Origin of the sequence: Kitasatospora sp. NPDC101155 (genome assembly GCF_044768305.1) — a bacterium.
Taxonomy (GTDB): Bacteria; Actinomycetota; Actinomycetes; order Streptomycetales; family Streptomycetaceae; genus Kitasatospora.
Genome location: NZ_JBIWPN010000054.1, coordinates 7,581 through 33,320 on the forward strand (window position 1 = coordinate 7,581; position 25,740 = coordinate 33,320).

At 74.7% G+C, this 25,740-nt stretch carries 30 protein-coding genes and 1 pseudogene; 16 read left to right on the forward strand and 15 right to left on the reverse strand.

The features are described 5' to 3' along the window. Positions 1–366 precede the first annotated feature (366 nt). Positions 367–2,007, forward strand: coding sequence for a phosphoglucomutase (alpha-D-glucose-1,6-bisphosphate-dependent) (pgm, locus tag ACIRYZ_RS39755; protein ID WP_402953523.1), 1,641 nt, complete (start codon positions 367–369; stop codon positions 2,005–2,007). Between the two features lie 113 nt (positions 2,008–2,120). Here pgm and ACIRYZ_RS39760 read toward each other — a convergent pair whose 3' ends face one another. Beyond that, a complete protein-coding gene (locus ACIRYZ_RS39760) occupies positions 2,121–3,335 on the reverse strand; it encodes an MFS transporter (protein WP_402953524.1) in 1,215 nt (404 codons plus the stop codon). 146 nt (positions 3,336–3,481) lie between these two features. Between ACIRYZ_RS39760 and ACIRYZ_RS39765 the strand changes: the two genes are divergently transcribed. Next, positions 3,482–3,811, forward strand: a complete 330-nt coding sequence (locus ACIRYZ_RS39765; RefSeq protein WP_402953525.1) for an ArsR/SmtB family transcription factor — start codon at positions 3,482–3,484, stop codon at positions 3,809–3,811. Between the two features lie 74 nt (positions 3,812–3,885). After that, positions 3,886–4,602 (forward strand): HAD family hydrolase, encoded by a 717-nt coding sequence (locus ACIRYZ_RS39770; protein WP_402953526.1) that lies wholly within the window; start codon positions 3,886–3,888, stop codon positions 4,600–4,602. A 120-nt stretch (positions 4,603–4,722) separates the two neighbouring features. Here ACIRYZ_RS39770 and ACIRYZ_RS39775 read toward each other — a convergent pair whose 3' ends face one another. Together ACIRYZ_RS39775 and ACIRYZ_RS39780 are read right to left on the reverse strand one after the other, a co-directional pair. Next, entirely contained in the window at positions 4,723–4,920 is a 198-nt protein-coding gene (locus tag ACIRYZ_RS39775; protein ID WP_402953527.1) for a hypothetical protein, read from the reverse strand. 28 nt (positions 4,921–4,948) lie between these two features. Then, on the reverse strand, positions 4,949–5,887 hold the full coding sequence (locus ACIRYZ_RS39780) for an NADP-dependent oxidoreductase (protein WP_402953528.1): 939 nt from the start codon (positions 5,885–5,887) through the stop codon (positions 4,949–4,951). Between the two features lie 115 nt (positions 5,888–6,002). Here ACIRYZ_RS39780 and ACIRYZ_RS39785 point away from each other — a divergent pair, with 115 nt between their 5' ends. Both ACIRYZ_RS39785 and ACIRYZ_RS39790 read left to right on the forward strand, forming a co-directional pair. Continuing rightward, on the forward strand, positions 6,003–6,416 hold the full coding sequence (locus ACIRYZ_RS39785) for a winged helix-turn-helix transcriptional regulator (RefSeq protein WP_402953529.1): 414 nt from the start codon (positions 6,003–6,005) through the stop codon (positions 6,414–6,416). A gap of 73 nt (positions 6,417–6,489) precedes the next feature. Further along, on the forward strand, positions 6,490–7,134 hold the full coding sequence (locus ACIRYZ_RS39790) for a hypothetical protein (protein ID WP_402953530.1): 645 nt from the start codon (positions 6,490–6,492) through the stop codon (positions 7,132–7,134). A gap of 49 nt (positions 7,135–7,183) precedes the next feature. Here the strand turns inward: ACIRYZ_RS39790 and ACIRYZ_RS39795 are convergent, their stop codons facing one another. Further along, positions 7,184–7,909 (reverse strand): AAA family ATPase, encoded by a 726-nt coding sequence (locus ACIRYZ_RS39795; RefSeq protein ID WP_402953531.1) that lies wholly within the window; start codon positions 7,907–7,909, stop codon positions 7,184–7,186. Between ACIRYZ_RS39795 and ACIRYZ_RS39800 the strand changes: the two genes are divergently transcribed. Further along, positions 7,881–8,573, forward strand: a complete 693-nt coding sequence (locus ACIRYZ_RS39800; protein WP_402953532.1) for a 2-phosphosulfolactate phosphatase — start codon at positions 7,881–7,883, stop codon at positions 8,571–8,573. The genes ACIRYZ_RS39795 and ACIRYZ_RS39800 overlap by 29 nt on opposite strands. Positions 8,574–8,755: 182 nt before the next feature. On the opposite strand, the gene ACIRYZ_RS39805 is transcribed toward ACIRYZ_RS39800, so the two are convergent. From ACIRYZ_RS39805 to ACIRYZ_RS39815, 3 genes are all read right to left on the reverse strand, one after another. Further along, a complete protein-coding gene (locus ACIRYZ_RS39805; protein ID WP_402953533.1) occupies positions 8,756–9,352 on the reverse strand; it encodes an AAA family ATPase in 597 nt (198 codons plus the stop codon). A 169-nt stretch (positions 9,353–9,521) separates the two neighbouring features. After that, positions 9,522–10,046, reverse strand: a complete 525-nt coding sequence (locus ACIRYZ_RS39810; protein ID WP_402953534.1) for a DUF6328 family protein — start codon at positions 10,044–10,046, stop codon at positions 9,522–9,524. A 133-nt stretch (positions 10,047–10,179) separates the two neighbouring features. Beyond that, positions 10,180–10,716 (reverse strand): MarR family winged helix-turn-helix transcriptional regulator, encoded by a 537-nt coding sequence (locus tag ACIRYZ_RS39815; protein WP_402953535.1) that lies wholly within the window; start codon positions 10,714–10,716, stop codon positions 10,180–10,182. Between the two features lie 47 nt (positions 10,717–10,763). On the opposite strand from ACIRYZ_RS39815, the gene ACIRYZ_RS39820 reads away from it, so the two are divergent. From ACIRYZ_RS39820 to fusA, 3 genes are all read left to right on the forward strand, one after another. After that, positions 10,764–11,684 carry a DMT family transporter gene (locus ACIRYZ_RS39820; protein ID WP_402953536.1) on the forward strand — a complete coding sequence of 307 codons (921 nt, stop codon included), beginning with the start codon at positions 10,764–10,766 and terminating at the stop codon, positions 11,682–11,684. Between the two features lie 79 nt (positions 11,685–11,763). Continuing rightward, positions 11,764–12,264 carry a hemerythrin domain-containing protein gene (locus ACIRYZ_RS39825; RefSeq protein ID WP_402953537.1) on the forward strand — a complete coding sequence of 167 codons (501 nt, stop codon included), beginning with the start codon at positions 11,764–11,766 and terminating at the stop codon, positions 12,262–12,264. Between the two features lie 354 nt (positions 12,265–12,618). Then, positions 12,619–14,667, forward strand: a complete 2,049-nt coding sequence (gene fusA / locus ACIRYZ_RS39830) for an elongation factor G (protein ID WP_402953538.1) — start codon at positions 12,619–12,621, stop codon at positions 14,665–14,667. Positions 14,668–14,728: 61 nt separating this feature from the next. Here the strand turns inward: fusA and ACIRYZ_RS39835 are convergent, their stop codons facing one another. The 3 genes from ACIRYZ_RS39835 to ACIRYZ_RS39845 all read right to left on the reverse strand — a co-directional run bounded on the left by ACIRYZ_RS39835 (position 14,729) and on the right by ACIRYZ_RS39845 (position 17,690). Next, positions 14,729–15,586 carry an NAD-dependent epimerase/dehydratase family protein gene (locus ACIRYZ_RS39835; RefSeq protein ID WP_402953539.1) on the reverse strand — a complete coding sequence of 286 codons (858 nt, stop codon included), beginning with the start codon at positions 15,584–15,586 and terminating at the stop codon, positions 14,729–14,731. A 707-nt stretch (positions 15,587–16,293) separates the two neighbouring features. Then, the gene (locus ACIRYZ_RS39840; RefSeq protein ID WP_402953540.1) at positions 16,294–16,947 is read right to left on the reverse strand and encodes an ankyrin repeat domain-containing protein; all 654 of its coding nucleotides are present in this window, start codon (positions 16,945–16,947) and stop codon (positions 16,294–16,296) included. A 101-nt stretch (positions 16,948–17,048) separates the two neighbouring features. Next, a complete protein-coding gene (locus tag ACIRYZ_RS39845; RefSeq protein ID WP_402953541.1) occupies positions 17,049–17,690 on the reverse strand; it encodes a methyltransferase domain-containing protein in 642 nt (213 codons plus the stop codon). Between the two features lie 87 nt (positions 17,691–17,777). On the opposite strand from ACIRYZ_RS39845, the gene ACIRYZ_RS39850 reads away from it, so the two are divergent. Both ACIRYZ_RS39850 and ACIRYZ_RS39855 read left to right on the forward strand, forming a co-directional pair. After that, positions 17,778–18,608, forward strand: a complete 831-nt coding sequence (locus ACIRYZ_RS39850; RefSeq protein ID WP_402953568.1) for a helix-turn-helix transcriptional regulator — start codon at positions 17,778–17,780, stop codon at positions 18,606–18,608. A 164-nt stretch (positions 18,609–18,772) separates the two neighbouring features. Further along, positions 18,773–19,672 carry a neutral zinc metallopeptidase gene (locus ACIRYZ_RS39855; protein WP_402953542.1) on the forward strand — a complete coding sequence of 300 codons (900 nt, stop codon included), beginning with the start codon at positions 18,773–18,775 and terminating at the stop codon, positions 19,670–19,672. Here the strand turns inward: ACIRYZ_RS39855 and ACIRYZ_RS39860 are convergent. The 3 genes and pseudogenes from ACIRYZ_RS39860 to ACIRYZ_RS39870 form a co-directional block, all read right to left on the reverse strand. Further along, on the reverse strand, positions 19,669–20,088 hold the full coding sequence (locus tag ACIRYZ_RS39860; RefSeq protein ID WP_402953543.1) for a helix-turn-helix domain-containing protein: 420 nt from the start codon (positions 20,086–20,088) through the stop codon (positions 19,669–19,671). The two genes, ACIRYZ_RS39855 and ACIRYZ_RS39860, sit on opposite strands and share 4 nt — an antisense overlap. A 356-nt stretch (positions 20,089–20,444) precedes the next feature. Next, entirely contained in the window at positions 20,445–20,810 is a 366-nt protein-coding gene (locus ACIRYZ_RS39865) for a hypothetical protein (protein WP_402953544.1), read from the reverse strand. A gap of 137 nt (positions 20,811–20,947) precedes the next feature. After that, a pseudogene (locus ACIRYZ_RS39870) lies at positions 20,948–21,232 on the reverse strand (HAD family hydrolase); the annotation flags it as partial. A gap of 15 nt (positions 21,233–21,247) precedes the next feature. Here ACIRYZ_RS39870 and ACIRYZ_RS39875 point away from each other — a divergent pair. Continuing rightward, positions 21,248–21,412, forward strand: a complete 165-nt coding sequence (locus ACIRYZ_RS39875) for a hypothetical protein (protein WP_402953545.1) — start codon at positions 21,248–21,250, stop codon at positions 21,410–21,412. Positions 21,413–21,851: 439 nt separating this feature from the next. On the opposite strand, the gene ACIRYZ_RS39880 is transcribed toward ACIRYZ_RS39875, so the two are convergent. Beyond that, entirely contained in the window at positions 21,852–22,343 is a 492-nt protein-coding gene (locus ACIRYZ_RS39880; protein WP_402953546.1) for a GNAT family N-acetyltransferase, read from the reverse strand. A 210-nt stretch (positions 22,344–22,553) separates the two neighbouring features. Then, positions 22,554–23,066, reverse strand: coding sequence for a MarR family winged helix-turn-helix transcriptional regulator (locus ACIRYZ_RS39885; protein WP_402953547.1), 513 nt, complete (start codon positions 23,064–23,066; stop codon positions 22,554–22,556). Positions 23,067–23,109: 43 nt separating this feature from the next. Between ACIRYZ_RS39885 and ACIRYZ_RS39890 the strand changes: the two genes are divergently transcribed. From ACIRYZ_RS39890 to ACIRYZ_RS39905, 4 genes are read left to right on the forward strand one after another with little or no spacing between them, the layout of a single operon-like run. After that, positions 23,110–24,042 carry an alpha/beta hydrolase gene (locus ACIRYZ_RS39890; protein WP_402953548.1) on the forward strand — a complete coding sequence of 311 codons (933 nt, stop codon included), beginning with the start codon at positions 23,110–23,112 and terminating at the stop codon, positions 24,040–24,042. Beyond that, positions 24,039–24,413 carry a hypothetical protein gene (locus tag ACIRYZ_RS39895; RefSeq protein WP_402953549.1) on the forward strand — a complete coding sequence of 125 codons (375 nt, stop codon included), beginning with the start codon at positions 24,039–24,041 and terminating at the stop codon, positions 24,411–24,413. The genes ACIRYZ_RS39890 and ACIRYZ_RS39895 overlap by 4 nt, the downstream gene beginning before the upstream one ends. Further along, on the forward strand, positions 24,413–24,937 hold the full coding sequence (locus ACIRYZ_RS39900) for a nucleotidyltransferase domain-containing protein (RefSeq protein ID WP_402953550.1): 525 nt from the start codon (positions 24,413–24,415) through the stop codon (positions 24,935–24,937). The genes ACIRYZ_RS39895 and ACIRYZ_RS39900 overlap by 1 nt, the downstream gene beginning before the upstream one ends. 14 nt (positions 24,938–24,951) lie before the next feature. Then, on the forward strand, positions 24,952–25,713 hold the full coding sequence (locus tag ACIRYZ_RS39905) for a class I SAM-dependent methyltransferase (protein WP_402953551.1): 762 nt from the start codon (positions 24,952–24,954) through the stop codon (positions 25,711–25,713). The last annotated feature ends 27 nt before the right edge of the window (positions 25,714–25,740 follow it).

Consider the following 25,740-nt stretch of genomic DNA (forward strand, 5'->3'; position numbering starts at 1 on the left):
CCCGCCTGGACCCGCCCGCCTGGACCCGCCCGCCTGGACCCGCCCGCCTGGACCCGCCCGCCTGGACCCGCCCGCCTGGACCCGCCCGCCTGGACCCGCCCGCCTGGACCGGGCCGCCTGCCTGAATCCGCCTGCCTGGACCCGGTCGCCTGCCTGGACCCGGTCGCCTGCCTGGACTGGGCCGTCTGCCTGGGCCGGGGCGGCCCTGCGGGCCCCGCGGTTGCTGGCGGGGTCGGGCCGAATCGGCTCCGCGGGCTCCGGGAGTCGCCGTGTGGTTCGGGGCGCGGTCGCGTTCTGGCTACGATCGGTGAGCGCGGGGGCAGTGGACGGATCGCGAGTTTCGGATTTTTCGGCGGGAGAAGACGGATGGCACACGCACGGGCCGGGCAGCCGGCGCAGCCTGGTGACCTGGTGGACGTGGCGCGGCTGGTGACGGCGTACTACGCGCTGCGGCCGGATCCGCAGGAGGTGGCGCAGCGGGTGGCGTTCGGGACCTCGGGGCACCGGGGCTCCTCGCTGGACGCGGCGTTCAACGAGGACCACATCGCCGCGACGACTCAGGCGATCTGTGAGTACCGGGCGCAGCGGGGGGTGGGCGGGCCGTTGTTCCTGGGTGCGGACACCCATGCGCTGTCCGAGCCGGCGAGGGTGACGGCGCTGGAGGTGCTGGCGGCCAACGGTGTGCAGGTGCTGATCGACTCCGCCGACGGCTACACCCCCACTCCGGCGGTCTCGCACGCGATCCTGGCCCACAACCGGCGCAGCCCCAGGGCGCTGGCGGACGGCATCGTGGTGACGCCCTCGCACAACCCGCCGCGTGACGGCGGTTTCAAGTACAACCCGCCCAGTGGGGGCCCTGCCGGGTCCGAGGCGACCGGCTGGATCCAGGACCGCGCCAACGAGCTGATCCGTGAGGGTCTGCGCGGGGTGAGGAAGGTCCCCTACGCGCGGGCCCTGGCCGCGGCCACCACCGGCCGCTACGACTACCTGGGCGCCTACGTCGAGGACCTGCCCTCGGCGCTGGATTTGGACGCGGTGCGGGCGGCGGGGCTTCGTATCGGTGCGGACCCGCTCGGCGGGGCGTCGGTGGCCTACTGGGCGCGTATCGCCGAGTCGCACCGCCTGGACCTGACGGTGGTCAATCCGGTCACCGACCCGACCTGGCGGTTCATGACGCTGGACTGGGACGGCAAGATCCGTATGGACTGCTCCTCGCCGTCCGCGATGGCCTCCCTGATCGGTCGCCGGGAGGAGTACCAGATCGCCACCGGCAACGACGCGGACGCCGACCGGCACGGCATCGTCACTCCCGACGGCGCGCTGATGAACCCCAACCACTACCTGGCGGTGGCCGTCGACTACCTCTACCGCCACCGCGGCGACTGGCCCGCCGACGCGGCGGTGGGCAAGACGCTGGTCTCCTCCTCGATGCTGGACCGTGTCGCCGCCGACCTGGGCCGCCGGCTGCTGGAGGTCCCGGTCGGCTTCAAGTGGTTCGTCGACGGCCTGCTGGAGGGCTCGATCGCCTTCGGTGGCGAGGAGAGCGCCGGCGCCTCCTTCCTGCGCCGCGACGGCGGGGTGTGGACCACCGACAAGGACGGCATCCTGCTGGCCCTGCTCGCCTCCGAGATCACCGCCGTCACCGGCAGCACCCCCAGTGCCCGCTACCGCGAGCTGACCGCCCGCCACGGCGAGCCCGCCTACGCCCGGGTGGACGCCGGCGCCGACCGCGAGCAGAAGGCCCGCCTGGCCCGGCTGGCGCCCGAGCAGGTCACGGCCGGGGAGCTCGCGGGGGAGAAGATCACCGCTGTGCTGTCGAACGCGCCCGGCAACGGGGCGGCGATCGGCGGCCTCAAGGTGTGCACCGACAACGCCTGGTTCGCCGCCCGGCCCTCGGGCACCGAGGACGTGTACAAGATCTACGCCGAGTCGTTCCTGGGGGACGAGCACCTGGCGCGGGTGCAGGAGGAGGCCCGGGCCCTGGTGGGCGAGGTCCTGGGCGCCTGACACGGCCGGCGCGGCCGGCACGGACGCAAAGCCGTACGGGACCGGGACACCGGCCCCGTGCGGCGCGGGACACCGGCCCCGTACGGCGCGGGACACCGGCCCCGTACGGCCTGTCAGGCCCGCACCGCCTCGGCCGCCCCCGCCCCGGCCCCCGCCGCTGCCGCCGTCGCCCCCGCCGCCGGGGCCGTGCCGCGCTGGTCGCGCGTGGTGGCCGCCGCGATCGCGCACGCCACCAGCGCCAGCACCGCCGCCGCCAGCGGGAACCACCGCCCTCCCAGCACCGCGATCGCCGCCGACCCCGCCACGCCCCCCGCCGCCGTCCCCAGGTACAGCGCGCTGCTGTTCAACGAGATCAGCACCGGCGCGTTGGCCGGGTCGATCGACGCCAGCCGGTGCGGCAGCGCCACCGACACCGCCCACCCCGCCAGCGGCACCACCACCGCGTACGCCAGCGAGCCCGGCATGCTGCGCCCCAGCCACGGCAGCGCGGCGAAGGCGCCGGCGGCGAGGGCGGAGCCGGCCAGCAGGACCCGGCGCACCCCGGCGCGGTCGACCAGGCGTCCGCCCAGCCAGCTGCCGGCCACCGACATCACGCCGGTGGTGAGCAGGATCAGGCCGAGCCGGTTGGTGTTCCCGCCGGTGGCGCCCGAGACGGCGGTGGCCAGGTAGATGTAGACGCTCTGGAAGGCGAGGAAGAAGGCGAGGGTGGTGGCGGCGGCGCCGAGCACCCGGCGCCGGCCGAGCGGGGCGAGGCGGGCGGCCAGGGTGGGGGCTGCGGTGGGGGCGGGCAGGTCGCGCAGCAGTACGGCGAGTCCGGCCAGCGCCGCCAGGCCGAGCGCGGTGACCAGCCACATCGTCAGCCGCCAGTCGGCGCGCCCGATCCAGGTGCCCAGCGGCACGCCGAGCGCGGTGGCCACCGTCATGCCGCCGAGGACGGTGGCCAGCGCCCGGCCGCGCCGCTCGGGGGTGACCAGGGTGGTGGCCACCGCGTTGGCGGTCGGCGTGTAGAGGGCGGCGCCTGCGGCGGCGAGGACCCGGGTGGCCAGCAGCAGCCCGTAGGTGGGGGCGAGGGCGCTGAGCGCGTTGGCGGCGCTGAAGAGCGCGAGCGCGCTCAGCAGCAGGCGCCGGCGCGGCCAGCGGGCGGTGGCGGCGGCCAGTGGCGGGGCCAGCAGCGCGTAGCCGAGCGCGAAGACGGTGACCAGCTGGCCGGCGGCGCCCACCGGCACCCCCAGGTCGGTGGAGATGGGGCCGAGGATGCCGGCCACGACCATCGAGTCGGTGCCCATGGCGAAGGTGCCGAGGGCGAGCAGGAGCAGGCGTACGGGCACGGGAAGCCCCCCGAGGCTATTGTTGGACGAACATGGAACAGTTTGACGCTCGCCAAACAATCGGGGATTGGTGGATGATTGTCAAACCATTCCCGCTGTCGCCCGCCGTCCCGCCCCGCCGGGACCCGAGGACCGGAGCCCCGCCCATGACCGACGACGAACGGCTTCCCCAGCCCGCCACCGCCGACATCGACCTCGTCACGCTCCTGCACGCCCTCGGGGACCCCGTCCGCATGCGCCTGCTGCTCAGCTACGCCGACGGCGCCGAACACTCCTGCGCCCCCCGCGACCTGGGCCTGGACCACCTCCACAAGTCGACCGTCTCCCACCACATGCGCGTCCTGCGCGAAGCCGGCGTCACCGCCACCCGCGTCGCCGGCCGCAACCGCTTCGTCAGCCTGCGCCGCACCGACCTCGACGCCCGCTTCCCGGGCCTGCTCGACGCCCTGCTGCAAGCCGCCGCCATCCCGGCCTGAGGCCGCGCGCCGCGGGCCGCGGGCCGCGCCGCACAGGGATCTGCCGGAACGGATCGAAACGGAAAGGACGGTTCATGCCGATCAGGGGCGTGCTCTTCGACGTCGACGACACCTTGTTCGACTACTCCGGCTCCGAGGAGGCCGGCATCCTCGCCCACCTGCGCGAGACGGACCTGCTCGCACGCTTCCCTTCCCCGCAGGCCGCGCTCAAGCAGTGGCGCACCGTCATGGAAACCCAGTACGCCCGCTTCCTCGCCCGCGAGATCACCTTCCGCGGCCAGCAGTACGAACGCACCCGCCACTTCCTCGCCGGCCTCGGCCAGGCCGGCGCCGAACACCTCACCGACGACCAGGCCGCCGCCTGGTTCGCCGGCTACGCCGCCCACCGCGACGCCGCCTGGGCCGCCTTCCCCGACGCCGCCCCCGCACTCGCCGAACTCGCCCCCCACTACCGGCTCGGCATCGTCTCCAACTCCGACGCCGACCACCAGCGCCGCAAACTCCACGCCATCGGCCTGCTCGACCACGTCGCCGACGTCCTCGTCTGCTCCGACCAGTACGGCGAGCCCAAACCCGCCCCCGGCATCTTCCACGCCGGCTGCGCCGCCCTGGGCCTGGCCCCTGACGAGGTCGCCTACGTCGGCGACAACTACGCCCTCGACGCCGAAGGCGCCCACCACGCCGGCCTGACCGCCGTCTGGCTCGACCGCACCGCCTCCGGTGCCCCGGTCGCCGAGGGCATCCGCGTCCTGCACTCCCTGGACGGCCTCGCGAAGGCCCTGGCGGCCTGAGCCGCGCGAGCGGGACACCGGCCGGCTCGACTTCCTGATCCGATGTGTGTGCGCAGCCTGCCCGTCGCTACGGGCAGGCTGCGCAACCCTTGGGAGTGGGAAGTCGACGGATCCGACGTCCTACTGCGGCGTACCGGTCGCCCCGGGCAGCTCGCGGCAGGCGGGGGTCGGGCCGGTAAAGGGCGACCGGCCGGGCGTGGCCACGGTCGGCACGTCGAGGGTCGGCACCTCGGCCTGGCCCCTGACCGCGACGCCGCGTGCCAACCCGCCCGCGTCACCGAGGCGTCGGCCGAGAACGCGCTGCCCGTCCTCGTCCACGGCCGCCGCACCGCCTGAGGGGACCCGCTCAGGGCACCAGCACCAGCCGCCCCCGAAGCCCGCCCTCGGCCAGGCGCTCATGCGCCTCCCGGGCGCGCTCCAGCGGCAGGGTGCCGGCCAGGCGCAGGGTCAGGCGTCCCTCCTCGGCCAGCGCCGACAGCCTGGCCAGCGCGGCGCCGTCCGCGCTCACCCACACGTTCGCCACCCGGATCCCGCGCAGCCCCACCGGCTCGCTGCCGCCCGCCACCGCCACGAACACGCCCCGCCCGCGCACCGCCCCCAGCGCCGTGACCCCCAGCAGTGCCGGGTCGAGTGCGCCGTCCACCCCGCCCGGCACCAACTCCCGTACGGCGGCCGCCAGATCGGGCGCCGTGCGCGGCACGAACCACTCGGCGCCCAGCGAGCGCACCAGCGCCTCGTCCCCGGCCCCCGCCACGGCCACCACCCGCAGGCCGCGCAGCGCCGCCAGCTCGACCGCGAAGCCGCCCACCGCCCCCGCCGCGCCGGTCACCAGTACGCTCGCACCCGCCGGCAGGTCCAGCAGGTCGAGCGCCTGCCAGGCGGTCAGGCCGTTCAGCGGCAGCGTCGCCGCCTGCGCGAAGTCCACCCCGGTCGGAGCCGGGGCCAGCGCGCCCGCGTCCAGCACCGCGAACTGCGCGTAGGCGCCCAGGTCCACGTCCAGGCGGTCGCGCAGCCCCACCACCCGCTGCCCCGGCTCGAAACCCGTCACCTTGTCCCCGACGCCGTCCACCACCCCGGCCACGTCCCAGCCGATGCCCGTCACCTCCCGCGCCGCCATCAGCCCCGCCTGCGCCAGCACCCCGGCCCGGGTCAGGGCGTCCACCGGGTTCACCCCCGCCGCCGCCACCCGCACCCGCACCTGACCCGCACCCACCCCGGGCAGCGCCACCTCGGCCACCTCCAGAGCCCCGGGCCCGCCGAACGCCCGCACCACCACCGCACGCATACCGCCCACACCCCTTCAAGGACTCGACAACACCGCCCAACCTAGGGAGAGTTACTCCCCACCGGGAAGAACGCACCCCAAGGTGCGTAACCGACCCCCAGGGGAGGAACGCCAGTTGCCCACCACGACCGCCGCCCAGCGCCGCGCCGCCGCACGGGCCCACTACGACGCCTACCTCGCCCAGTGCCCGGCCCGCCAACTCCTCGACCGTATCGGCGACAAGTGGGTCAGCCTGACCGTCAACGCCCTCGCCGACGGGCCCCAGCGCTACAGCGACCTGCGCCGGCGCCTGGCCGGCGTCAGCGAGAAGATGCTCACCCAGACCCTGCGCGCCCTGGAACGCGACGGCCTGCTGCAGCGCACCGTCACCGCCACCGTCCCCGCCCGCGTCGACTACGCCCTCACCCCGCTCGGGCACGACCTGCTGCCCCTCGTGCGCTCCATCAAGACCTGGGCCGAGACCCACATGCCCCACGTCCTCGCCGCCCGCGCCGACTACGACCACCGCCGGCAGGACAGCGGCACCTGACGAACCGCCCGCCGCCACCCAGGCGTCCCCGACACGGGCACGCCATTGACCGATGCACAGGGGAGAACCGACCATGACCGACACCGCACCCCGCAGCAGGGCACTGGCCGCGGCCGCCGGACTGGTGGCCGGACTGCTGATCGCCGGCGTACCGCTGCTGCTCACCGGCAGCGGCGGCGACGACGCCGGGCCCGCCACCTCGGCCGCGGCCTTCGGCGGCCTGAGCGAGGACCTGCACGCCCCCGACAGCCTGCCCGGCGGCTTCACCCCGCTCACCGCCGGCCCGGACAAGGCCCTGGCCAAGAACGCCGCCGCCGACGAGGCCGGCGGCACCCGCACCCTGTCCCAGGCGTACGGCGGGGCCACCGCGGTGGTGCGCGAGTACGCCGACGACGGGATGCGCGACTTCCTCGTCCTGGAGGCCGTGCGCGCCGCCAGCCCCAAGCCGTACACCCCGTACGTGGACCCGGCCCCGCTCGGGCAGGCCAAGCCGAACACCGAGGTCGTCACCGTCGGCCAGGTCTCCTGCCTGGTCTCCTACCAGCCGATCCCGGCCGGCCAGGACGTCACCCCGGAGAAGACCAACGTCCAGCTGTGCGAACGCACCGCGGGGCACCTGACGGTACGGCTGCGTTTCAACGGCGCCGAGCAGACCCTCCAGCACCACGTCGACAAGGCGGCCGAACTCACCGACCAGGCCTGGTCCAAACTCGCCTGACCGGCCGCCGGGCCCGGCCCCGGCGGCCCCGTCGGCCCCGTCGGCGCCGTCAGTGCCGGGTGAAGGCGACGACGTCCGCCAGCGGCGGGTCGTACCCGCGCGTGGTGTCCACGCACAGACGCGGCACGCCCGGCAGGGACAGCGGCGTGAAGTCGTCCAGCAGGTTGCCCGCCCCCGGCGGGGCCGCGAGCAGCTCCCGGTCGGCGTGCGCGGCGCGGTGCCCGCCCGCGGCCAGGCGCCCGGCGATCCGCCGCCGGGCCAGCGCCGCCTCGACCCGGCAGTGCACCACCCGCAGCTGCGTGTGCGCGGCCAGCGGCTCCAGACCGGGGCGCCAGATGCGGTCCTGGAACGCGGCCTCCGCGACCACGCTCACCCCGGCGCGCACCAGCACCCCCAGCACCTCGAAGAAGACGGCCCGCACCGCCTCGTCGGCCCCGCGAACCGGGACTCCCACGCCCGCGGACGCGTGCACCAGGCCCTCCTTCAGCTCGTCCCGGCACACCGCCGGGCAGCCGACGGCTGCGGCCAGCGCGTGCGCCAGCGTCGTCTTCCCGCTGCCGGGCCCACCGCTCACCACGACCAGCACCGCACGCCTCCCGTCCTCCTCCGAGTTGCCGCGACGGTACCGCCGCCGTGGCAGGATCCTCGGCCATGCGCGACTACTTCGTCCAGGCGGGACACGGCGTGCGCTTCGAATGGGGACCGGCCGGCGCCCGCCACCTCGCCCCCCCCGGGCCGCCGCCCTGGTGGTCGTCGACGTCCTGTCCCTCACCACCTCCGTCTCGGTCGCGGTCGAGACCGGGGCGCGGGTCTTCCCCTGCGCCTGGCGCGACGAGAGCGCCGAGGCCTTCGCCCAGAGCCATCACGCCCAACTCGCCGTCGGGCGGCGGGCCGTGAGTGACCAGGCGCCCTGGTCGCTCTCCCCGGCGGCGCTGCGCCGTTCGCCGTTCACGCCGTGCTTGGTGCTGCCCTCGCCCAACGGGTCGGCGATCGCGGCGGCTGCGCACGGGGCCGGGGCCCAGGTGGTGGCGGGCTGCCTGCGCAACGGCGGCGCGGTGGGGAGGTGGCTGGCCGCGCGCGGCTACGGGACGCGGGAGCGGCCGGTGGGCGTGGTCGCGGCGGGGGAGCGCTGGCCGGACGGCTCCCTGCGGCCGGCGCTGGAGGACCTGCTCGGCGCGGGCGCGGTGATCGCGGCCCTGCGGGAGCGGGGGTGCGGGCCGCTGTCCCCGGAGGCGGCGATGGCGGCCGCGGCGCACGCCTCGTGCGCGGACGTGGCACTGGCGGTGGGGGAGAGCGTCTCGGGGCGGGAGCTGGCCGAGGGCGGCTTCGGCGAGGACGTGGCGGTCGCCGTCGAGCTGGACGCGAGCGAGCTGGTCCCGGTCCTCGCCGACGGGGCGTTCACCGATACAGGCAACTCGCCCGGTGAACCCGGTAGTTGACGCAGTGGGCGACACCTCCGGGGGCGGCGGCTCGTTGTCCCGTCCGGGCCGGACGACCGCCGGGGCCGGACGATCGCCGGGGCCGGACGACCGCCGGGGCCGAACGGCGTGCCCCGGCCTGATCGAGGCCGCCCCGGCGGGCTGCTGACGGCGCCCGAGTGCTCCTGGCGGCGGGCGGTCGCTCACCCCAGGGCGGTCGCCATCCGCTCGGCCAGCGTGCCGTACGGGCGGCAGTCGACCACCGGCAGGCCGTGGGCGCGGGCCTGGCCGGCGAGCCAGGTGGAGTAGTGGGCGCTGACCGCGGCGCGCTCGCTCTGGGGGCCACGGTCGGGCTCGCGGTGGGCGTAGTTGGCGCTGATCCGCTCGGGGTCGGCCTCGTGCAGGAAGACCGCCCGCACCCGCCGTCCCTGTCGATCGGCCTCGGCGGCGCAGCGGGTGGCGGCGGCCGGTGTGAGGTAGTCGCCCTCGACGACGGCCGGCACGTCCACGGTCAGGCGGTTGCGCACCACGCCCAGCAGGGCGTCGTCCAGGGCGTGGGCGGTGGCGATCTGCAGCTCCAGCACCTGGTCCGCGCCTGGGGAGGCGCCCGGTCCGTCCTGCGGGGCGCGGAAGTGGTGCAGGCCGGGGTGGGTCTCGGCGGTGGTGGCGGCCTGCAGTGCGGCGACCACGTCGTCGAACTCGACTGTGAACGCGCCGCGTTGCGCGGCGAGGCGAGCGGCGGCGCGGCTCTTGCCGAGGCCGGAGGCGCCGCCGATGAGCAGAACGTCCCAGGTGTGCATACGGGCACGGTAAACGGTTCGGGGTGTCGCTGGGCTCACAGGGGTGGGGAGGCGTTCAGGGTGCGCGCCTGCCCGGCCCGGCCCCCCGGCGCCTGTCAGCCGGCCCAAGGCCCGGTCCCCGCGCCGCCGCCCGCAACGATTCGCGGGCGGCGGCAAGGGGGGCGGGGTGTCAGGGCCGGTCGCGGGTGGCGCGGCGCACCGCCCAGGGCAGGACGAACCACAGGGCGGCGAAGACCAGCCCGATGACGCAGGCGATCGCGACGGCCACCGGCGCGCCGAGGACGACGTCCAGGACCAGCAGCACGGCCCCGGTCAGGGCGGTGGCCAGCAGCAGCAGGCCGGCCTGGGCGATGCGGGCGGACACGTCGACGATGCGGGCCTTGCCGGGGTGGCGGTACAGGCCGCGGTGCAGGGCGACGGGGGTGGCCAGGACGGCGGCGGCGATCACGGTCAGCAGCAGGGTGGCGATGTAGATGTCCTGCTGGGCGTCGCTGAGTTCGGCGAAGCGCGGGGTGAAGGCGACGCCGAGCAGGAAGGCGAAGACGATCTGCACGCCGGTCTGCAGCACCCGCAGCTCCTGCAGCAGCTCCACCAGGCGCCGGTCCGCCCTGACCTGCGGGTTCTCCCAGCCCGGCGGCAGCGGGGAGGGCTGGCCCAGGTGGTCGGGGTCGAGCGGCGGCGGGTTGCTGGTCATGAGTCATATTGTGCTGCGCCGCCGCCGGTAGTCGAGGATCGCGCGCAAGCGGCTGTCCACGTCGTGCCACTGCACCCCGTCGCCGTGTCCGCGGGCTTTCGCCGGCCGATGGTCGCAGCGGTGGCGCCGGGCGTCACAGGGCAGGGCGCTCGGGCCCGGTGCCGTCCAGACGGCGCTGCCAGGCGGTGAGCAGCGCCTGCAGGGCGGCGGCCTCCTCGGGGCCGAGGTGGGCGAGGAGCCGGTGCTCGTTGCGCATGTGGGCGGTGAACGCCTCGTCGATCAGGCGCAGCCCCGCGTCGGTGAGGGCGACCACGCGGGCGCGCCGGTCGTCCTCGGCGGTGCGGCGGGTGACCAGTCCGGCGCGCTCCAGGCGGTCGATCCGTTTGGTCATCGCGCCGGTGGTGACCATGGTGTGGGCGGCGAGTTCGCCGGGCGCGCGCTCGTAGGGGGCGCCGGCGCGGCGCAGCGCGGCGAGCACGTCGAACTCGCCCTCGCCCAGGCCGTAGCGCTGGTAGACGAGGGTGAGCTCGGCGGTCAGGCGGGCGGCGAGGCGGTGCAGGCGTCCGATCACGGCCTGCGGGGAGACGTCGAGGTCGGGGCGCTCGCGCCGCCACTCGGCCTGGATCAGCGCCACGTGGTCGGCGCGGTCCTCGTCCTCGGGGTGCTTCATGGGCCCATCCTACCCCAGTAGCTTCCTGGGAAGATATATTGCCTTCCATGGAAGCCAATGTGCGGTGGATGCTGCTGACCGCCCTCGCCCCGCTCGCCTGGGGCGCCAACTACTACGTCACCCACGCCTACCTGCCCGCCGACCGCCCCCTGTGGGGCGCCACCCTGCGCGCCCTGCCCGCCGGCCTGCTGCTGCTCGCCCTCGCCCGCCGCCGCCCCCACGGCCCCTGGTGGCGGCGCAGCGCCCTGCTCGCACTGCTCAACACCGCCGCCTTCTTCGTCCTGCTCTACCTCGCCTCCCAACTCCTGCCCACCAGCGCCGCCGCCACCGTCATGGCCGCCTCCCCGCTCGCCATGCTGCTCACCGCCTGGGTGCTCGCCGGGCAGCGCCCGCACCGCGCCCACCTGGCCGGGGCACTGGCGGGCCTCGCGGGCGTGGCACTCACCCTGCTCGGACCCCTCGGCGCCGTCAGCTGGACGGGCCTGGCGGCCTCGGCGGGCGCGATGCTGGTCTCCTCCGTCGGCTACGTGCTCTCCGCCCGCTGGCGCGAGGGCGCCGACCCGCTGGCCGCCACCTCCTGGCAGCTGACCGCCGGCGGCCTGATGCTCCTGCCGCTGGCCGCCGCCGTCGAGGGAGCGCCGCCACCGCTGGACGGAGCCACCCTGCTCGCCTTCGGCTACGTCACCCTCGTGGCCACCGCCCTCGCCTTCGCCTGCTGGTTCGCGGGACTGCGCCACCTGCCGGCCGCGACCGTCGGCCTGCTCGGACTGCTCAACCCGCTGGCCGGGGTACTGCTGGGCACCGCGCTGGACGGGGACGCCTTCGGGGTGCGCCAAGGGGCGGGGCTGGCGCTGGTGGCGGCCGGGATCCTGCTCGGGCGCCCGCGACACCCGCGCCCGGCCCCAGAACCCGTCGTCGAACCCGTCACGGCCGGGCGGCCGGGATTGCCGCGCCGGAGGGTGCCGTGATCGGATGGCGGGCAGCATCGCGTGCCGGTGGCGGACCGCGCCAGGCATGGAGGTGCGCAACCGAAGGGACCGCCCACCCGTGGCCTCCCCCGTCAGCGGCCGAACCGCCGCCCTCAGTCTCCAACTCTCCCAAGCCCACCGGGAACTGCGCCGCCGCCTCACCGACGTCCGCACCGGACTCGGCCGGCGCACACGCGCCGACGACACCCTCCTCACGCACTGCCTGGCCTTCTGCACCGCCATGACCCACCACCACCAGGGCGAGGACGACGGCCTGTTCGCCGCCCTGGTACGCGAACGGCCCGACCTCGCACCGACCGTGGCCAAACTCGTCGAGGACCACGGCTTCATCGCCCACATCCTCGCCCGGGTGCGCGAACTCGCCGAACAGGCCGCCGCGACACCCGGAACCGACCCGGAGGCGATCGGACGCGAACTCGACGGACTGGCCGCCATCATGGAATCCCACTTCGGCTACGAGGAACGCGCCATCGGCGCCGCCCTCGACACCGGGCTGCACGACGACGGCTGGTCCGATCCGGTGCCGCGCCTGCGGGCGCCGCAGAAGCCGTCGCCGTAAAACCCTTCGCGGAGCCGGACCCGTCCTCCCTACACTCGCCACGAGGCCGCGCCCCGAGGCGCGGACGCCGACCGTGCCGACAGACCAGACGAGAGAGGGGGCAGCGGCCATGCCGAAGCACAGCGCCGCCGCCCCCTCTCCCGCGTCGCGGTACGAGGTGATCCTGGTGTCCCCGCCCTTCCGGTGCCCGCTGCGCGGCCGGCACCGGAACAGTGCCGCCACCGTCTGAACCCGTCCGCACCCTCCGTACGGGCCCTTCCTCGCCAGCAATCCGACGAGACGTCAGAAACTCAGGCGGCACTGTGTCAATCGCGCGCCCACCCGTAGAAGACGCCCCCGAAAGGCAACCGGGCCATGCGCACCGACACCACCACCCGCACCACCACCACCGCCATCGCCGCCGTCCGCAACCTCGGCATCCTCGCCCACGTCGACGCCGGCAAGACCACCGTCACCGAGCGGATCCTCTACCTCACCGGCACCACCCACAAGCGCGGCGAAGTCCACAACGGCACCACCGTCACCGACTTCGACCCCCAGGAACGCGACCGCGGCATCACCATCTTCGCCGCCGCCGTCAGCTGCGCCTGGGCCGGACACCGGATCAACCTCATCGACACCCCCGGCCACGTCGACTTCGCCGACGAGGTCGAACGCTCGCTGCGCGTCCTGGACGGCGCCGTCGCGGTGTTCGACGCGGTCGCCGGCGTCGAGCCGCAGAGCGAATCGGTGTGGCGCCAGGCCGAACGCCACGGCGTACCCCGGATCGCCTTCGTCAACAAACTCGACCGCGCCGGAGCCGACCTGGACACCGCGCTCACCTCCATCCGCGAACGCCTCCACCCGCGCCCGCTCGCCGTCCAACTGCCCCTCGGCACCGAGGAGTCCTTCACCGGCGTCATCGACCTCGTGCACCTGCGCGCCCTCACCTGGGACGGCGACGGCACCCTCACCGAAGGCCCGGTGCCCGACCACCTCACCGCCGAAACCACCGCCCGCCGCCGCGCCCTGGAAGAGGCCGTGGCCGAACTGCACCCCGAAGCCCTGGAGGAGTTCTGCACCCACGGCGCCCTCGACGCCACCACCCTCACCGCCGCCCTGCGCCACCTCACCCGCACCGGCGAGGCGGTGGTGGTGCTGTGCGGCTCCGCCTACCGCAACCGCGGCATCGAACCACTGCTGGACGCCGCCGTCGCCTACCTGCCCTCCCCCCTCGACGCCCCACCCGCACGGGCCGCCGGCGAGCAGCAGCGGCAGCGCGCCGCCGACCCCCAACAGCCCCTGACCGCCCTGGCGTTCAAGGTGACCGCGGCCCCCACCGGCCGCCTCACCTACCTGCGCCTGTACGCCGGCACCCTGCGCAAGGGCGACACCGTGCTCGACGCCGCCACCGGCCGCACCGAGCGCATCGCCCGCATCCTGCGCGTGATGGCCGACCGCCACACCGAGACCGACCACGCCCTGGCCGGCGACATCGTCGCCGTCATCGGCCCCAAGAGCGCCCGCGTCGGCGCCACCCTGTGCGACCCCGACCACCCCATCCTCCTGGAGGCACCCATGAGCGCCGAACCGGTCGTCACCGTCGCCGTCGAGGCCCGCCGCGCCGCCGACACCGACAAACTCACCGCCGCCCTCGCCCGCCTCGCCGAGGAGGACCCCTCGCTGCGCCTGGCCACCGACCCGGAGACCGGCCAGCGCACCCTGTCGGGGCTGGGGGAACTGCACCTGGAGGTGGCGGTGGAGAAGGTGCGCCGCGAGGCCGGCGTGGAGGCGGTGGTGGGCCGCCCCCAGGTCGCGCTGCGCGAGGCCCTGGTGGAGGGGGTGAGCGGCTTCGTGTACCGGCACGCCAAACAGGACGGCGGCGCGGGCCAGTTCGCCCACATCGTCCTCGACGTCCAAGTCGCCGGCGACGGCTTCGCGTTCACCTCCGCCGTCACCGGCGGGCGGGTGCCGCGCGAGTACGCGCAGGCCGTCGAGGCCGGCTGCCGCGACGCGCTCGCCGAGGGACCGCTGGGCGGCCACCCGGTGGTCGGCGTCGCGGTCACCCTCACCGACGGCATCACCCACCCGAAGGACTCCTCGGAACTCGCCTTCCGCACCGCCGCCCGCCTGGGCCTGCGCGAGGCGCTGCGCTCGGCACGGCTGCAGCTGCTGGAGCCGCTGGCCGAGGTGAGCGTCACCGTGCCCGAGGACGCCCTCGGCGCCGTGCTGGGCGACCTGGCCGCCCGCCGCGGCCAGGTCCAGGGCACCGCCCTGGGCCGCGACGGCGCGGCGCAGGTCAGCGCGCTGGTGCCGCTGGCCGAACTGTTCGGCTACGCGGGCCGCCTGCGCGGACGCACCCAGGGCCGCGGCACCTTCACCACCCGCCCGGCCGGCTACACACCCGCGCCCTCGCTCGGCTGAGCCCCACCGCCCGGCCCCGTCGTCCTCCCGGGCGGCGGGGCCGGGCACCCAAGGGCCTGCCCTACAGCGCGCCCGCCTGCGCCGCCGCCCACGCCGACGGGTACAGCGGGCGCCAGCCCAGGTCCCGGCGCGCGGCCGCGGTGGACACCTGGCCCTCCCACGGGTCGAACTCCACCTGCTCCGAACCGCCCGGGTGGCGCAGGCCGTTGAGCTCGTGCAGGTCCCACGCGGTCAGCGGGGCGTCGTCCGACACGTTGTACGTGCGGTCCTCGATGCCCGGGGTCACCACCGCCCGCCACAGCACCTGCGCCACGTCCGCGTGGTGCACCACCGCCAGACGCTGGTGCGCGGGCCAGTTCCCGGCCCAGTGCAGCGACTGCGCCAGATGCGGATCGCCCTCGCCGTACACGAACGCCAACCGGACGACCACCAGCGGCAGTTCGTCCCCGATCTCGCGCAGGCCCTCCTCGGCCCGCGCCTTGGACTGCGCGTACACGCCCCACGCCTCGTGCGGCGCGAGCCGGTCCCGCTCCACCGCCGGGCGGCCCAGGCCCCGCCCGTACACCAGGTTGGTGCTGGTGTGCACGAACCTGGCCACCCCGGCCTTCGCCGCCTCACGACCCAAAGCGACCGCCGCGTCCCGGTTCACCGCCCAGGCCTGCTCGTCCGCCACCCCGCGCAGCGCCGCCGCCACGTTGAGCACCACCTCGACGCCGTCCAACGCCCGTGCCCGGTCCGCCTGTTCACACAGGTCCCCGACCACCGTCTCCACCTCACCCAGGCCCCGCGCCCGCTCCTCGTCGCGCACCAGCACCCGCACCGACCCGCCCTCGGCCCCGGCCCCGGCCCACCGCACCAGACGCGGGACCAGCCGCCGCCCCACCGAACCGGTCGCGCCCGTCACAAGAATTCGCGTCATGATTCCCGTCTCCTTTGTGGGTGTTGCCCTCTTCGACGTCCACCAGCCTGCCCGCGCCGGGGCGGGGGTGGCAGAGACCCGTCGAACCAGGGATCGCCGATCCCTGGTTGCGGCCACCGGCCCCCGTCACCGGCCCCTCCGCCACCGCTCCCCGGCCGCCGCCGCGCGCGCCGCGCCGGCCCGGCCCACCAGCCAGGCGCCCAGCGCCGCCAGCAGCGCCGCCCCGAACTCGTACACCGGCAGCCACAGCGTCGTGCCGGCGGCCGCGCTCGCGTCCGGGTCGTGGCAGTGGTTCGCGACGTACCTGGGTGTGACGCTGCTCGCGGTAGGCGCGGTGCGGTCGGAGACTGGTGGGCCCGGCTACCGGCAGGAGTGAGCATGGACGAGCGCAGCCGCCCGAGTGCCGAGGGGGCCGTGGCCGCCGGTGCGGGGCGGGGGGCCGGTGACCGGCCCGGGGTGTTGGGCATCGCGCTCGCCGCCGTCGCGGCACGCCATGGCCGGGTTCAGCGGCCGAGCGTTCCCGACGGGCCCGAGTGCTCCGGCGCCGGGCAGGTGGCCCGCGGCCGACCGGCCCGCCGGCCCGCGTCCTGGCCGCCGCGCAGGCCCGGCCGACCGCTCACGGCGCCCGCCCCAGGACACGGCGCCCCTCACCCCCGCCGCGCCCCTCGTCCGGCTCGCGCGATCGACACGACGGACCCCGGCCCCGGCTACCAGCCGGACTCGACCAGCACGCAGCCGTCCGGCGTGATGTGGTGGGTCCGGCCGGAGTAGCCGACCATCCGGCAGTGACTCGTCACCCTCAAACGGGGCGCCCTCCCGGCCTCCTCCAGGTGGATGCCGAAGCCGCCGTACATGCCCGGCACGCCGAACCACAGGGCGGCGTCGGGCAGTTCGGTCAGAACGCAGGCCTGGGGGAGCACCAGCGCCGTCCTGACGGCGTAGTGCTCGGTGCGGACCCGGACCAGCGCGTGCAAGAAGTGCTCCATCGCCCGCAACGCCTTTGCCGGTACCGGGTGCACGGGCACCGGTTCCAGCAGCGGCAGCAGGGCGTCGCGGCCGAGCCGGGCGGCGACGTCGACGGGGCGTTCGCCGTCCGCCGAGCGCAGGGTGCGCCAGGCGCCGGCCGCCAGCAGCTGCTCGACGACCTCGGCCGGGGCGTCGTGCCAGGCCGCCTGGTGCAGCGGCGCCCAACCGCTGCGCCCGCCGACGCGGCGGGCGTTGACCAGTGCGGCGGACTTCGACACGGCGGCCAGCACCGCCGCCCAGTCGCCCCGGTGCGCGGCGTCGGACAGTCGGTCCCGTTCGCCCTGGTAGGCCCCCTGGTAGACGCCCCGCTCCGCCACGCCGTCCCAGTCGGCCATCTGCTCCTCCTCGGTTCGCCGGCGTGCCACGGTAGCCGGGGCCGGTCTTGTGGACAGGGGGCCCGCCCACCTTCCGGCCGCCGGGCCCCGACAGCAGCCGACTACCGTGCGCGCAGCAGCAGGTGCCCGCGCCGGAAGCGCTCGCCCTCCCCGGGTTCGCGCAGCATCCGGCCGACCTCGGCGAAGCCGGCCCCGTCCGCGAGCTCGGCGAGGGCGTCGATCGGCCAGCGGTAGGCAGTCGCCACCTTGTGGTCGAAGGGCGTGACCGGGGCGCCCTCGGACTCGAAGAAGCCCAGCAGCGCGTGCCCGCCCGGCGCCAGCACCCGGCGGAACTCGGCGAGGTAGGCGGGCAGTTGATCCGGTGGGGTGTGGATGAGGGAGTACCAGGACACCACGCCGCCCAGCTCCCCGTCGGCCGCCTCCAGCGCGCCCATCGAGCCGACCTCGAAACGCAGGTGCGGGTACGTCTCGCGGGCGATGCCGACGAGCGCCGGCGACAGGTCGACGCCGAAGGCGTCCAGCCCCGACTCCCGCAGCGCGGCGGTCAGGTAGCCGGGCCCGCAGCCGAGGTCCGCCACCGGGGCGGGGCCGGCGGCCCGGACGAGGTCGGTGAACGCGGTGACGAAGGAGCGGTCCAGCGGCGACTGGCCGGCCAGGCCGTCCTTGACGAGTGCGGCGTAGCGGACGGCCATGGCGTCGTAGGCGTCGGCGGTGGTGGCGAGGTATGACGAGGATTCGGACACGGGCCACGACCTTAGACCAGAACCCGCAACCGGGGACCCGTGATCCCTGGCTCCGCCCGCCCCGGCCACGCCATGCTGGGGCGCATGATCGACCGTGACGCCCTCGCCGACTTCCTCAGCCGCTCCCGTGCCCGCCTGACCCCCGCCGACGTCGCCCTCGCCCCCGGGGCCCGGCGCCGCACCCCCGGGCTGCGCCGGGAGGAGGTGGCGCAGCTGGCGGGGCTGTCCGTGGACTACTACGCGCGCCTGGAGCAGCGGCGCGGGCCGCAGCCCTCACCGCAGCTGCTGGCTGCGCTGGCCCGGGCGCTGCGGCTGAGCGAGGACGAGCGCGACCACCTGTTCCACCTGGCCGGGCACGAGCCGCCGCGCCGCCACGACGTGCTGGCGCATGTGCGCCCGGGGCTGCTGCTGGTCCTGGACCGGCTGCACGATGTGCCCGCCCAGGTGGTCTCCGACCTCGGGGACGTGCTGGCGCAGAACGCGATGGCCGCCGCCGTGTTCGGGGACCTCGCCGCGTCGGCGCCGGATCGGCGCAACCTGCTGCTGCGCTGGTTCACCGACCCGGCGAGCCGCGCCCTGTTCCCGCCCGAGGACCACGACGCGCTGGCCCGCGCCCATGTGGCGTCCCTGCGCGCGGTGCACGCGGCCCGCCCGGGGGACCGGCGCGCGGCCGAACTGCTGGCCCGACTCCTCGCCACCGGCGAGGAGTTCACCGCGTACTGGGAGCGTCACGAGGTCGCGGTGCGGCGCAGCGGCCGCAAACGGGTGCTGCACCCGGTGGTGGGGGAGCTGGAGCTGGAGTGCGAGGTGCTGGCCGCGGGAGGGCAGGACCAGCTGCTGCTGGTGCACACCGCGCCGGCCGGCAGCGAGTGCGCCTCGCGGCTGGAGCTGCTGCGGGTGGTCGGCGCCTCGGTGTGACGCCCCGGCTGCGGCGCGTCAGGGGCCGCTGCCCGTAGGCTGGGCGGGCCGTAGGCGGCACAGAACGTCACCAAAGCGACAAGCCGACAGGCCGGCCGAGCGACAGGCCGACTGGGTGACGGATCGACAGAGCGACCGAGCGACAGAAACGGGCAGGCAGGGGCATGCAGTTCGACGACCAGGGCGACCTCGACACCTCGCAGGTGGACGACCGGCGCGGCTTCCCGGGCGGGAAGGTCGCCATCGGCGGCGGGGCGGTGGGCCTGATCGCGGTGCTGGTCGCGGTCCTGCTCGGCGTCGACCCCAAACTGCTGGGCCTGTCCTCCGGCGGAGGCACCACCTCATCCTCCGGCGCCCGCACCGACGGCGAGGTGCAGCAGTCCTGCAAGAGCGGCGCGGACGCCAACAAGCGCCAGGACTGCCGGATCACGGCGGTCACCAACAGCCTGCAGGAGTTCTGGCGCACCGAGCTTCCGGCCCGCACCAAGGTGGCGTACAAGCCCGCCCAGACCGTGCTGTTCACCGACCGGGTCTCCACCGCCTGCGGGCCGGCGACCTCGGCGGTGGGCCCGTTCTACTGCCCCGGCGACCAGAAGGCCTACTTCGACCTCGGCTTCTTCAGCGAACTCTCCACCCGCTTCGGCGCCAAGGGCGGCCCCTTCGCCGAGTCCTACGTGGTCGCCCACGAGTACGGCCACCACATCCAGACCCTCACCGGCCAGATGCAGAAGGTCGGCAACGACCGCCAGGGCGCCAACAGCGCCTCGGTGCGCCTGGAACTGCAGGCCGACTGCTACGCGGGGGTGTGGGCGCACCACGCCACCACCACCCCGCAGCTCTCCACCGGCCGTCCGCTGATCGCCGTCCTCACCGACCAGGACATCGCCCAGGGCCTGGACGCGGCCGCGGCCGTGGGCGACGACCGGATCCAGAAGCAGGCCACCGGGAAGATCAACCCGGAGGCGTGGACGCACGGCTCCGCCGACCAGCGCAAGGCCTGGTTCACCACCGGCTACCGCAGCGGCGACCTCACCCAGTGCGACACCTTCTCCGGCAAGATCTAGCCCGACCCGCCGCAGGCCGCCGACTCCCGTGCCCCGCCGCGGGTCGGGCGCACGGGCCCGCCGTGCCAGGTGATGGTGCCCGCGTCCACGGGGCGGACGCGGGCGATGGTCTTGACGAGGGCCTGGACTGACGTATCGTCAGAATTCCGCCATGCCCGGTCCTGGTCGCGCAGAGACTGCTGCAGCACACCCACCGGTGCGCCGGACAGCCACTCCCGCTCAGGGGTCTTCTTCGCCTGCGTGATCAGGGACTTGGACAGGTCGGCGGACTTCGGGAACGGCAGCCCCGCCGCATGCGCGTCCTGCCGCAGGCGCAGCGCGTCGTTCCACACCACCCGCGCACACCCGAACGCGCGGGCCGGCGACTTGCACTGACCCGCCGTCGGGTGGATACGGAAGGAGTACCGGAGCTGCACAACAATCACTGTACTAACCAAAATTGGTTTATGTCTGGGTATCAGGAGATTCGCACGGGTAGCACTGTGTGCGTTCGCCATGCACGCCCACATGGTTTTTGCGACGAAGTACCGGCACCGGGGGTGTCAGCTCACGCCACCTTCGCCGGGAGTTCCCCCGGCCTCGTGAAGCACTACTGGTGGGCACAGCGGCGAGTTGGTGCTCCCCGCGCACTTCGCCGGGCCCGGCGCCGCGCACGTCTGCCGCACGGGGCGGGGTTCACCGCGCACTGGGCGCGGTGAACGCACGCGCGGGGGTGCCCGCCGTTCCCCCGAGGACGGCGGGCACCCCGGCCTGTCGGACGGGCCCTCGGCCGTCAGGGCCGGTCGAGGGTGAGGGAGTTGATCGGGCCCAGGTCGTAGTAGACGCCGTTCTGGGCGGGGATGTCGTACACGCAGTCGGAGCCGCCCGAGCCGCGGCACAGGTGGGCGTGGGCGCCGCCGGACTGGTTGTTGAGCACCCAGTGGTTGCCGTTCTGGTTGCTCAGGTTGTGGGCGCCGTAGCTCCAGTACACGTCGCTGGGCGCGGAGGCCGGGTTCTGGTTCTGCGGGTAGACGCACACGGCGCCGTACGGGCAGCCCGCCCAGGAGCCGTCGGCGGCGCCGGCGCCGCCGGTGCCCAGGGTGGTGAGCGCGGCGGCGGCGATCCCGAGGACGGCCAGGGCGCGGGTGATCCTGCGCATGGGTGGTTCTCCCTTGCTGGTGGGACGGCCCTGACGTGTGGTCGGGGCCAGTGCTCGCCAGCCTAGGAACGCGGGCGCGGCGGCGGTCCCTGACATCCGACAGGGGCGCGCCGGCGCCCGCGGGCGCCGCTCCTGTGTTACGGCAGCGGCAGTTCGGCGGCCTCGCCGATCAGCTCGGGCAGGGCGCGCATGTCGTCGAACAGGCGGGTGCCGGGGCCTGCGAGCTACGGGCCGGGGGTGATGCCGCCGTGGAAGCCGAGCGAGCGCATCCCGGCCGCGCGGGCGGCGGCCACCCCGTACTTGCTGTCCTCCACCACCAGGCAGGCGGCCGGCTCGACGCCCATCGCCTTCGCGGCGTGCAGGAACAGGTCGGGGGCGGGCTTGCCCTCGGCGACCTCCTCGGCGCTGAAGATCCGCCCTTCCGGAAGTTCAACGCGATGGACCGCTACGTCCACGAGCGGTTGGCGATCTTCGCCAGCCGTAAACACGGCCTGAAGGGCCGCAACTGGGCCACCCGCTACAACGGGGAGTGGCTGACGCGGCTCGGGGTCTTCCGCCTCAGCGGGAACGTGCGCTGGGTAAGGGCGCATGCCAGCCGGTGAACGATGTCGGAAAGCCGTGTGCGGGAGAACCGCATGCACGGATTGAAGCGGCGGGGACTGGAAACGGAGCATCGCCACCGCGCCAGTCCCCGACCCTACTCCTTCAGTCCCGGGTAGTTGACGTTGCACATCCCCGACAACCTGCACGCCCAGCCCGTCGATCAGGCGACCACCGATCGGCGGCCCCTCAACTCCGATTTGCCGCACCTGCTTGAGGTCGCTCTCGCCACGGTCTCTCCCGGGACGCCGGATCGCCTTGACGGCGATTCTGCTGTCCCTGACCTTCTCTCAGTCTCCGGCCGGGGGTTCTCCCATCGCGGGAAAGCCGGATCCCCCACCGGCTAAAGCCGGTGTCACCCTCCGGTTCCACTGGTGGGCCGCCGGCCTCACACCGCTGCTCGCGGCGGCGTAGGCCCCGGCGGCTTGCCTGGGGGAGCCGTCAACCGGCCAACGCCAGACGCCAGTTGTTGGAACGGATGTGGTGACCCGGCGGGTACTCGAAGGCGACCTCGCCGACCAGCTCGAAGCCGGCCTTGCGGCAGACCGCGTTGGAGGCGTCGTGGTGCACCGAGGGGAAGGCGTGCAGCCAGGGCAGCGTGCCCTCGCGCCCGGCCCGCTCGGCGCACAGCAGCAGCGCCCGCACCGCCAGGCCCCGGCCCTGGAACTCGGGCAGCACCGCGTACCCCGTCTCGTAGACGTCCTGGCCCTCCCAGGCGTGCGTCCAGTAGCCGGCCGAGCCGGCGATCTCGCCGTCGAGCAGGAGCAGGAACATCTGCCCGCCGGTGAGTGCGAGGTAGCGCTCGTGCCGGCGCCGGATCTGCTCGGTGCTCTCCACCCCGCCGAGGTGCTCGGTCAGCTCGGGGGTGTTCTGGCGGTGCAGCAGGTCCAGGCCCTGCTCGGACCACGGCGCGAGGGTGGGGGAGATCGTCATGGCCGCACGCTAGCGCCAGGGTCTGACAACCGGCGTCCGGCAGGGGGCGGGAACGCCGGCCGGGGATCGGCCGCAGGTTGAAGGTCTCGGCGAACAGCATCGTCTTGTCGAAGGCCCCGTCGACCGCCGCCCGCAGGCCGCGAGTCCCGTGCTAAGAGGGGGATCCGGCATCCGACCGCCCCGGCGCCGGGGGTGCGGCCCGGGTGCCGGTCAGCCGGTGGGCGTGCCGATCCGGCCGTGTTCGAGCGCGGAGCGCAGGGTCGCGAGGGCCCGTGCGAGCGCTGACGCCGACGGGCCGTCGAGGGCGGCGCCGAGCAGTTCGGCCAGGGCGCCGGTGAAGGTGCGCTCCGCCGCGTCGACGAGCCGCGCGCCGTCGTCGGTCAGGGCCAGCAGCGAGGACCGGCGGTCCGAGGGGTTCGGCTGGCGGGCGGCCCAGCCCTGCTTCTCCAGGCGGTCGATGCCCTTGCTGGTCGCCCCGACGCCGATGGCGAACTCGGCGGCGAGGTCCGCCACCCGGCATCCGGGGTGGTCGCGCAGGTAGCTCAGGAACTCGTACTGCGAGGTGACGATCCCGTGCCGTTCGCGCAGGCGGTCGTTGAGGGCGTTGTACAGGCGCGTCTCGCAGCGGACCAGGTCGGCGAAGAGGTCCGGGAGGCCGGGGCCGAGGCTGGGGCGGGCGTCGAATTCGGCTGCGGCGCCGTCGCCGTCCAATATATATTCCACGGCAGATAGTGTACGGGAAGCTACTTGCGGCGGGAGTGTGCCCATGAGCAGTGAACAGCGCATCCACATCGACGGGATCCTGCGACAGCCGAGCCCCGACGGGCCCCGGTCCGTCGAGGAGATCCGGGCCGGATTCCGGGCGCTGATGGCCCGGATGATCGTGCCCCACGACAGCATCCGCACCGCGCCGACGACGCTCGGCGGCCGGCCCGCCCTGCGCGTCGAGCCGAAGGAAGGGCAGGACAGCGGCCCGAACGCCGGGACGATCCTGTACTTCCACGGCGGCGCCTGGGTCTTCGGCTCCCCCGAGACCGCCCTCTCGCTCACCGGCAACCTCGTGGCCAGGACCGGCCTCGGCGCGTACTCGCTGGACTACCGGCTCGCCCCCGAACACCCCTTCCCGGCCGCGATCGAGGACACCCTGAGCGCCTACCGCGCCCTCCTCGACCGAGGCGAGGACCCTGCGGCCATCGTGTTCGCCGGCGACTCCGCCGGCGGGGGCCTCGCCGTCACCACCTGCCTCGCCGCCCGGGACGCCGGCCTGCCGCTGCCCGCCGCGATCCTGGCCTTCTCCCCGGGCCTGGACGCGACCCGCACCGGCGAGAGCATGGACACCAAGGAAGGCATCGACCCGATCTTCACCCGCGCGGCCCTCGAACACACCGGAGCGATGTACCTCGCCGGAGCCGACCCGCACCAACCCCTGCTCAGCCCGGCCGTCCTCGCCGACCTCACCGGCTTCCCCCCGATGCTGATCCAGGTCGGCACCAACGAGGTGCTGCTGGACGACTCCACCCGCATGGCCGCCCGGGCCGGCGCGGCCGGCGTGGACGTGGTCCTGGACGTCACCGCCGACGTGCCGCACGTGTTCCAGGCCTTCGCCGGCGTCCTCGACGAGGCGGACGAGGCGCTGGACCGGGCAGCCCTCTTCCTGCGCCAGCGGATCCACGCCGGGCGTCGTACCCTCGCAGGGTGAACGACCAGGAGGAGCAAGAGGAGCGAGCGGACTACGACAGGTACCGCGCGGACACCAAGGTGCTGGCCGCGATCGGGCGGTACGTCCAGGCGCAGACGGCCCCCGTCACCGTACGGCTGCCCAGGGCGGTGGCCGAGGCGGCCGTGGCGGCCTGGGAACGCGAGGAGTCGGGCGGGCCGGGGGACCCGGGCGAGGAGACACCCGAGCAGTACGTCCTGCGCAACCACGCGGCGGAGCTGGCGTTCATCGGCACCGCAGTCCAGCAGCACGGGCGTTGGGAGGGCGAGGAGGTCGTGCTGGAGCTGCCGGTGGCCTCCGTCGGCGCGGCGGTGCGGGCATGGCAGGAGCGCGGCCACGCGCGGTTCCGGTGATGGAGCACCCCGACGTGCTCGCGGTGCTGCACCTGCTGGCGGACGCGGGCGCCACCGCGTGGGTGGACGGCGGCTGGGGCGTGGACGCCCTCCGGGGAGAGACGACCCGGCCGCACTCGGACCTCGACCTGGTCGTCCTGCTGGACCAACTCGACCTCGTACGACAGGCGTTGACCCGGGCCGGCTTCACAACCGTCCTGCGGGACTGGCTGCCCGCCGCGCTGGCCGTCACGGACGGCACGGGCCGGGAGATCGACCTGCACCCGGTCACCGGCTCCGCCGGAAACGGCGGCTACCAGCTGCTCCCGGACGGGGAGCCGTTCCGCTACCCGCCCCCGGTGACCGGGGTCATCGGCGGGCGCGAGGTTCTGTGCGTCGACGCCGAGACGCAGGTGCGCTGCCACCTCGGCTACCAGCCCACGGCCAAGGACCGCCAGGACATGGCGAAGCTGCACGCCCGCACCGCAGTCGCGCTGCCCGAGGAGTACCCGGCGAGTACTCGGTGCCCAACGCCTGGCCGGTGAAGCATCATGAGCAGATGACAGCCAGCTCACGTGCTCATTCGTTCAACTCGGCGGCCGTCCAGTACGAGGCGAGCCGCCCGTCGTATCCGCCGGCGCTTTTCGACGCCGTCGAGGAGTTCATGAGCCGTGCGCTGGTGGGTGCCCGCGTCGCGGACATCGGTGCGGGCACGGGAATTGCGACCAGGCTCCTGCGTGAGCGGGGTGCGGACGTGATCGCCGTCGAGCCCGGTGACGCGATGGCGGTCGAGTTTCGTCGGGTGCTCCCGGAGGTGCCGGTCGTCCGGGGTGACGGTAACGCCCTGCCGCTCGCCGACTCCTCGCGCGACCTCATCACCTATGCGCAGTCATGGCAGTGGACCGACACCAGCCGTTCGGTCCCTGAGGCGATGCGCGTTCTGTGCCCGGGTGGCGCGCTGGCAATCTGGTGGAACACCACCACCTTCGACGTGCCCTGGATCCGTGCCCAGCACGAGCGCATCGCGCACCACTGTGGAGTTCCCGCGCGTTCCGCGGTGCGCCCCGACGACAACGAGGCCATCCGGCTCGCGGGGCTGAGCGGATTGCGGGTCACGCGCCGACAGATCCGCTGGCAGCGCAAGGTCTCCCTCGACACACACCTCGCCAACATCAGCAGTCGCTCGGCGTTCCTCGTCCTAGGCCAGGCCGCGAACCGGGCCTTTCTTGCGGAGGAGCGCAGGCTCCTGAGGGAGGCTTTCCCTGCCGAGGTCGTGGAAGAGAGCTACGTCGTCGATCTGCTGGTAGCCGCTCGTCCGTGATGTCCACCCGCCCGTCAGGCTGCTGGG

Coding starts and splice junctions, on each gene's coding strand:
- ACIRYZ_RS39840 (WP_402953540.1), bottom strand. CDS start 16,947: ATGGCCGACTGGGACGGCGTGGCGGAGCGGGGCGTCTACCAGGGGGCC.
- ACIRYZ_RS39815 (WP_402953535.1), bottom strand. CDS start 10,716: ATGAAGCACCCCGAGGACGAGGACCGCGCCGACCACGTGGCGCTGATC.
- ACIRYZ_RS39765 (WP_402953525.1), top strand. CDS start 3,482: ATGACCGACGACGAACGGCTTCCCCAGCCCGCCACCGCCGACATCGAC.
- ACIRYZ_RS39900 (WP_402953550.1), top strand. CDS start 24,413: ATGGAGCACCCCGACGTGCTCGCGGTGCTGCACCTGCTGGCGGACGCG.
- ACIRYZ_RS39790 (WP_402953530.1), top strand. CDS start 6,490: ATGACCGACACCGCACCCCGCAGCAGGGCACTGGCCGCGGCCGCCGGA.
- ACIRYZ_RS39810 (WP_402953534.1), bottom strand. CDS start 10,046: ATGACCAGCAACCCGCCGCCGCTCGACCCCGACCACCTGGGCCAGCCC.
- ACIRYZ_RS39780 (WP_402953528.1), bottom strand. CDS start 5,887: ATGCGTGCGGTGGTGGTGCGGGCGTTCGGCGGGCCCGGGGCTCTGGAG.
- ACIRYZ_RS39805 (WP_402953533.1), bottom strand. CDS start 9,352: ATGCACACCTGGGACGTTCTGCTCATCGGCGGCGCCTCCGGCCTCGGC.
- ACIRYZ_RS39820 (WP_402953536.1), top strand. CDS start 10,764: ATGGAAGCCAATGTGCGGTGGATGCTGCTGACCGCCCTCGCCCCGCTC.
- fusA (WP_402953538.1), top strand. CDS start 12,619: ATGCGCACCGACACCACCACCCGCACCACCACCACCGCCATCGCCGCC.
- ACIRYZ_RS39880 (WP_402953546.1), bottom strand. CDS start 22,343: ATGACGATCTCCCCCACCCTCGCGCCGTGGTCCGAGCAGGGCCTGGAC.
- ACIRYZ_RS39890 (WP_402953548.1), top strand. CDS start 23,110: ATGAGCAGTGAACAGCGCATCCACATCGACGGGATCCTGCGACAGCCG.
- ACIRYZ_RS39770 (WP_402953526.1), top strand. CDS start 3,886: ATGCCGATCAGGGGCGTGCTCTTCGACGTCGACGACACCTTGTTCGAC.
- ACIRYZ_RS39865 (WP_402953544.1), bottom strand. CDS start 20,810: ATGCGCAGGATCACCCGCGCCCTGGCCGTCCTCGGGATCGCCGCCGCC.
- pgm (WP_402953523.1), top strand. CDS start 367: ATGGCACACGCACGGGCCGGGCAGCCGGCGCAGCCTGGTGACCTGGTG.
- ACIRYZ_RS39905 (WP_402953551.1), top strand. CDS start 24,952: ATGACAGCCAGCTCACGTGCTCATTCGTTCAACTCGGCGGCCGTCCAG.
- ACIRYZ_RS39875 (WP_402953545.1), top strand. CDS start 21,248: ATGGACCGCTACGTCCACGAGCGGTTGGCGATCTTCGCCAGCCGTAAA.
- ACIRYZ_RS39835 (WP_402953539.1), bottom strand. CDS start 15,586: ATGACGCGAATTCTTGTGACGGGCGCGACCGGTTCGGTGGGGCGGCGG.
- ACIRYZ_RS39855 (WP_402953542.1), top strand. CDS start 18,773: ATGCAGTTCGACGACCAGGGCGACCTCGACACCTCGCAGGTGGACGAC.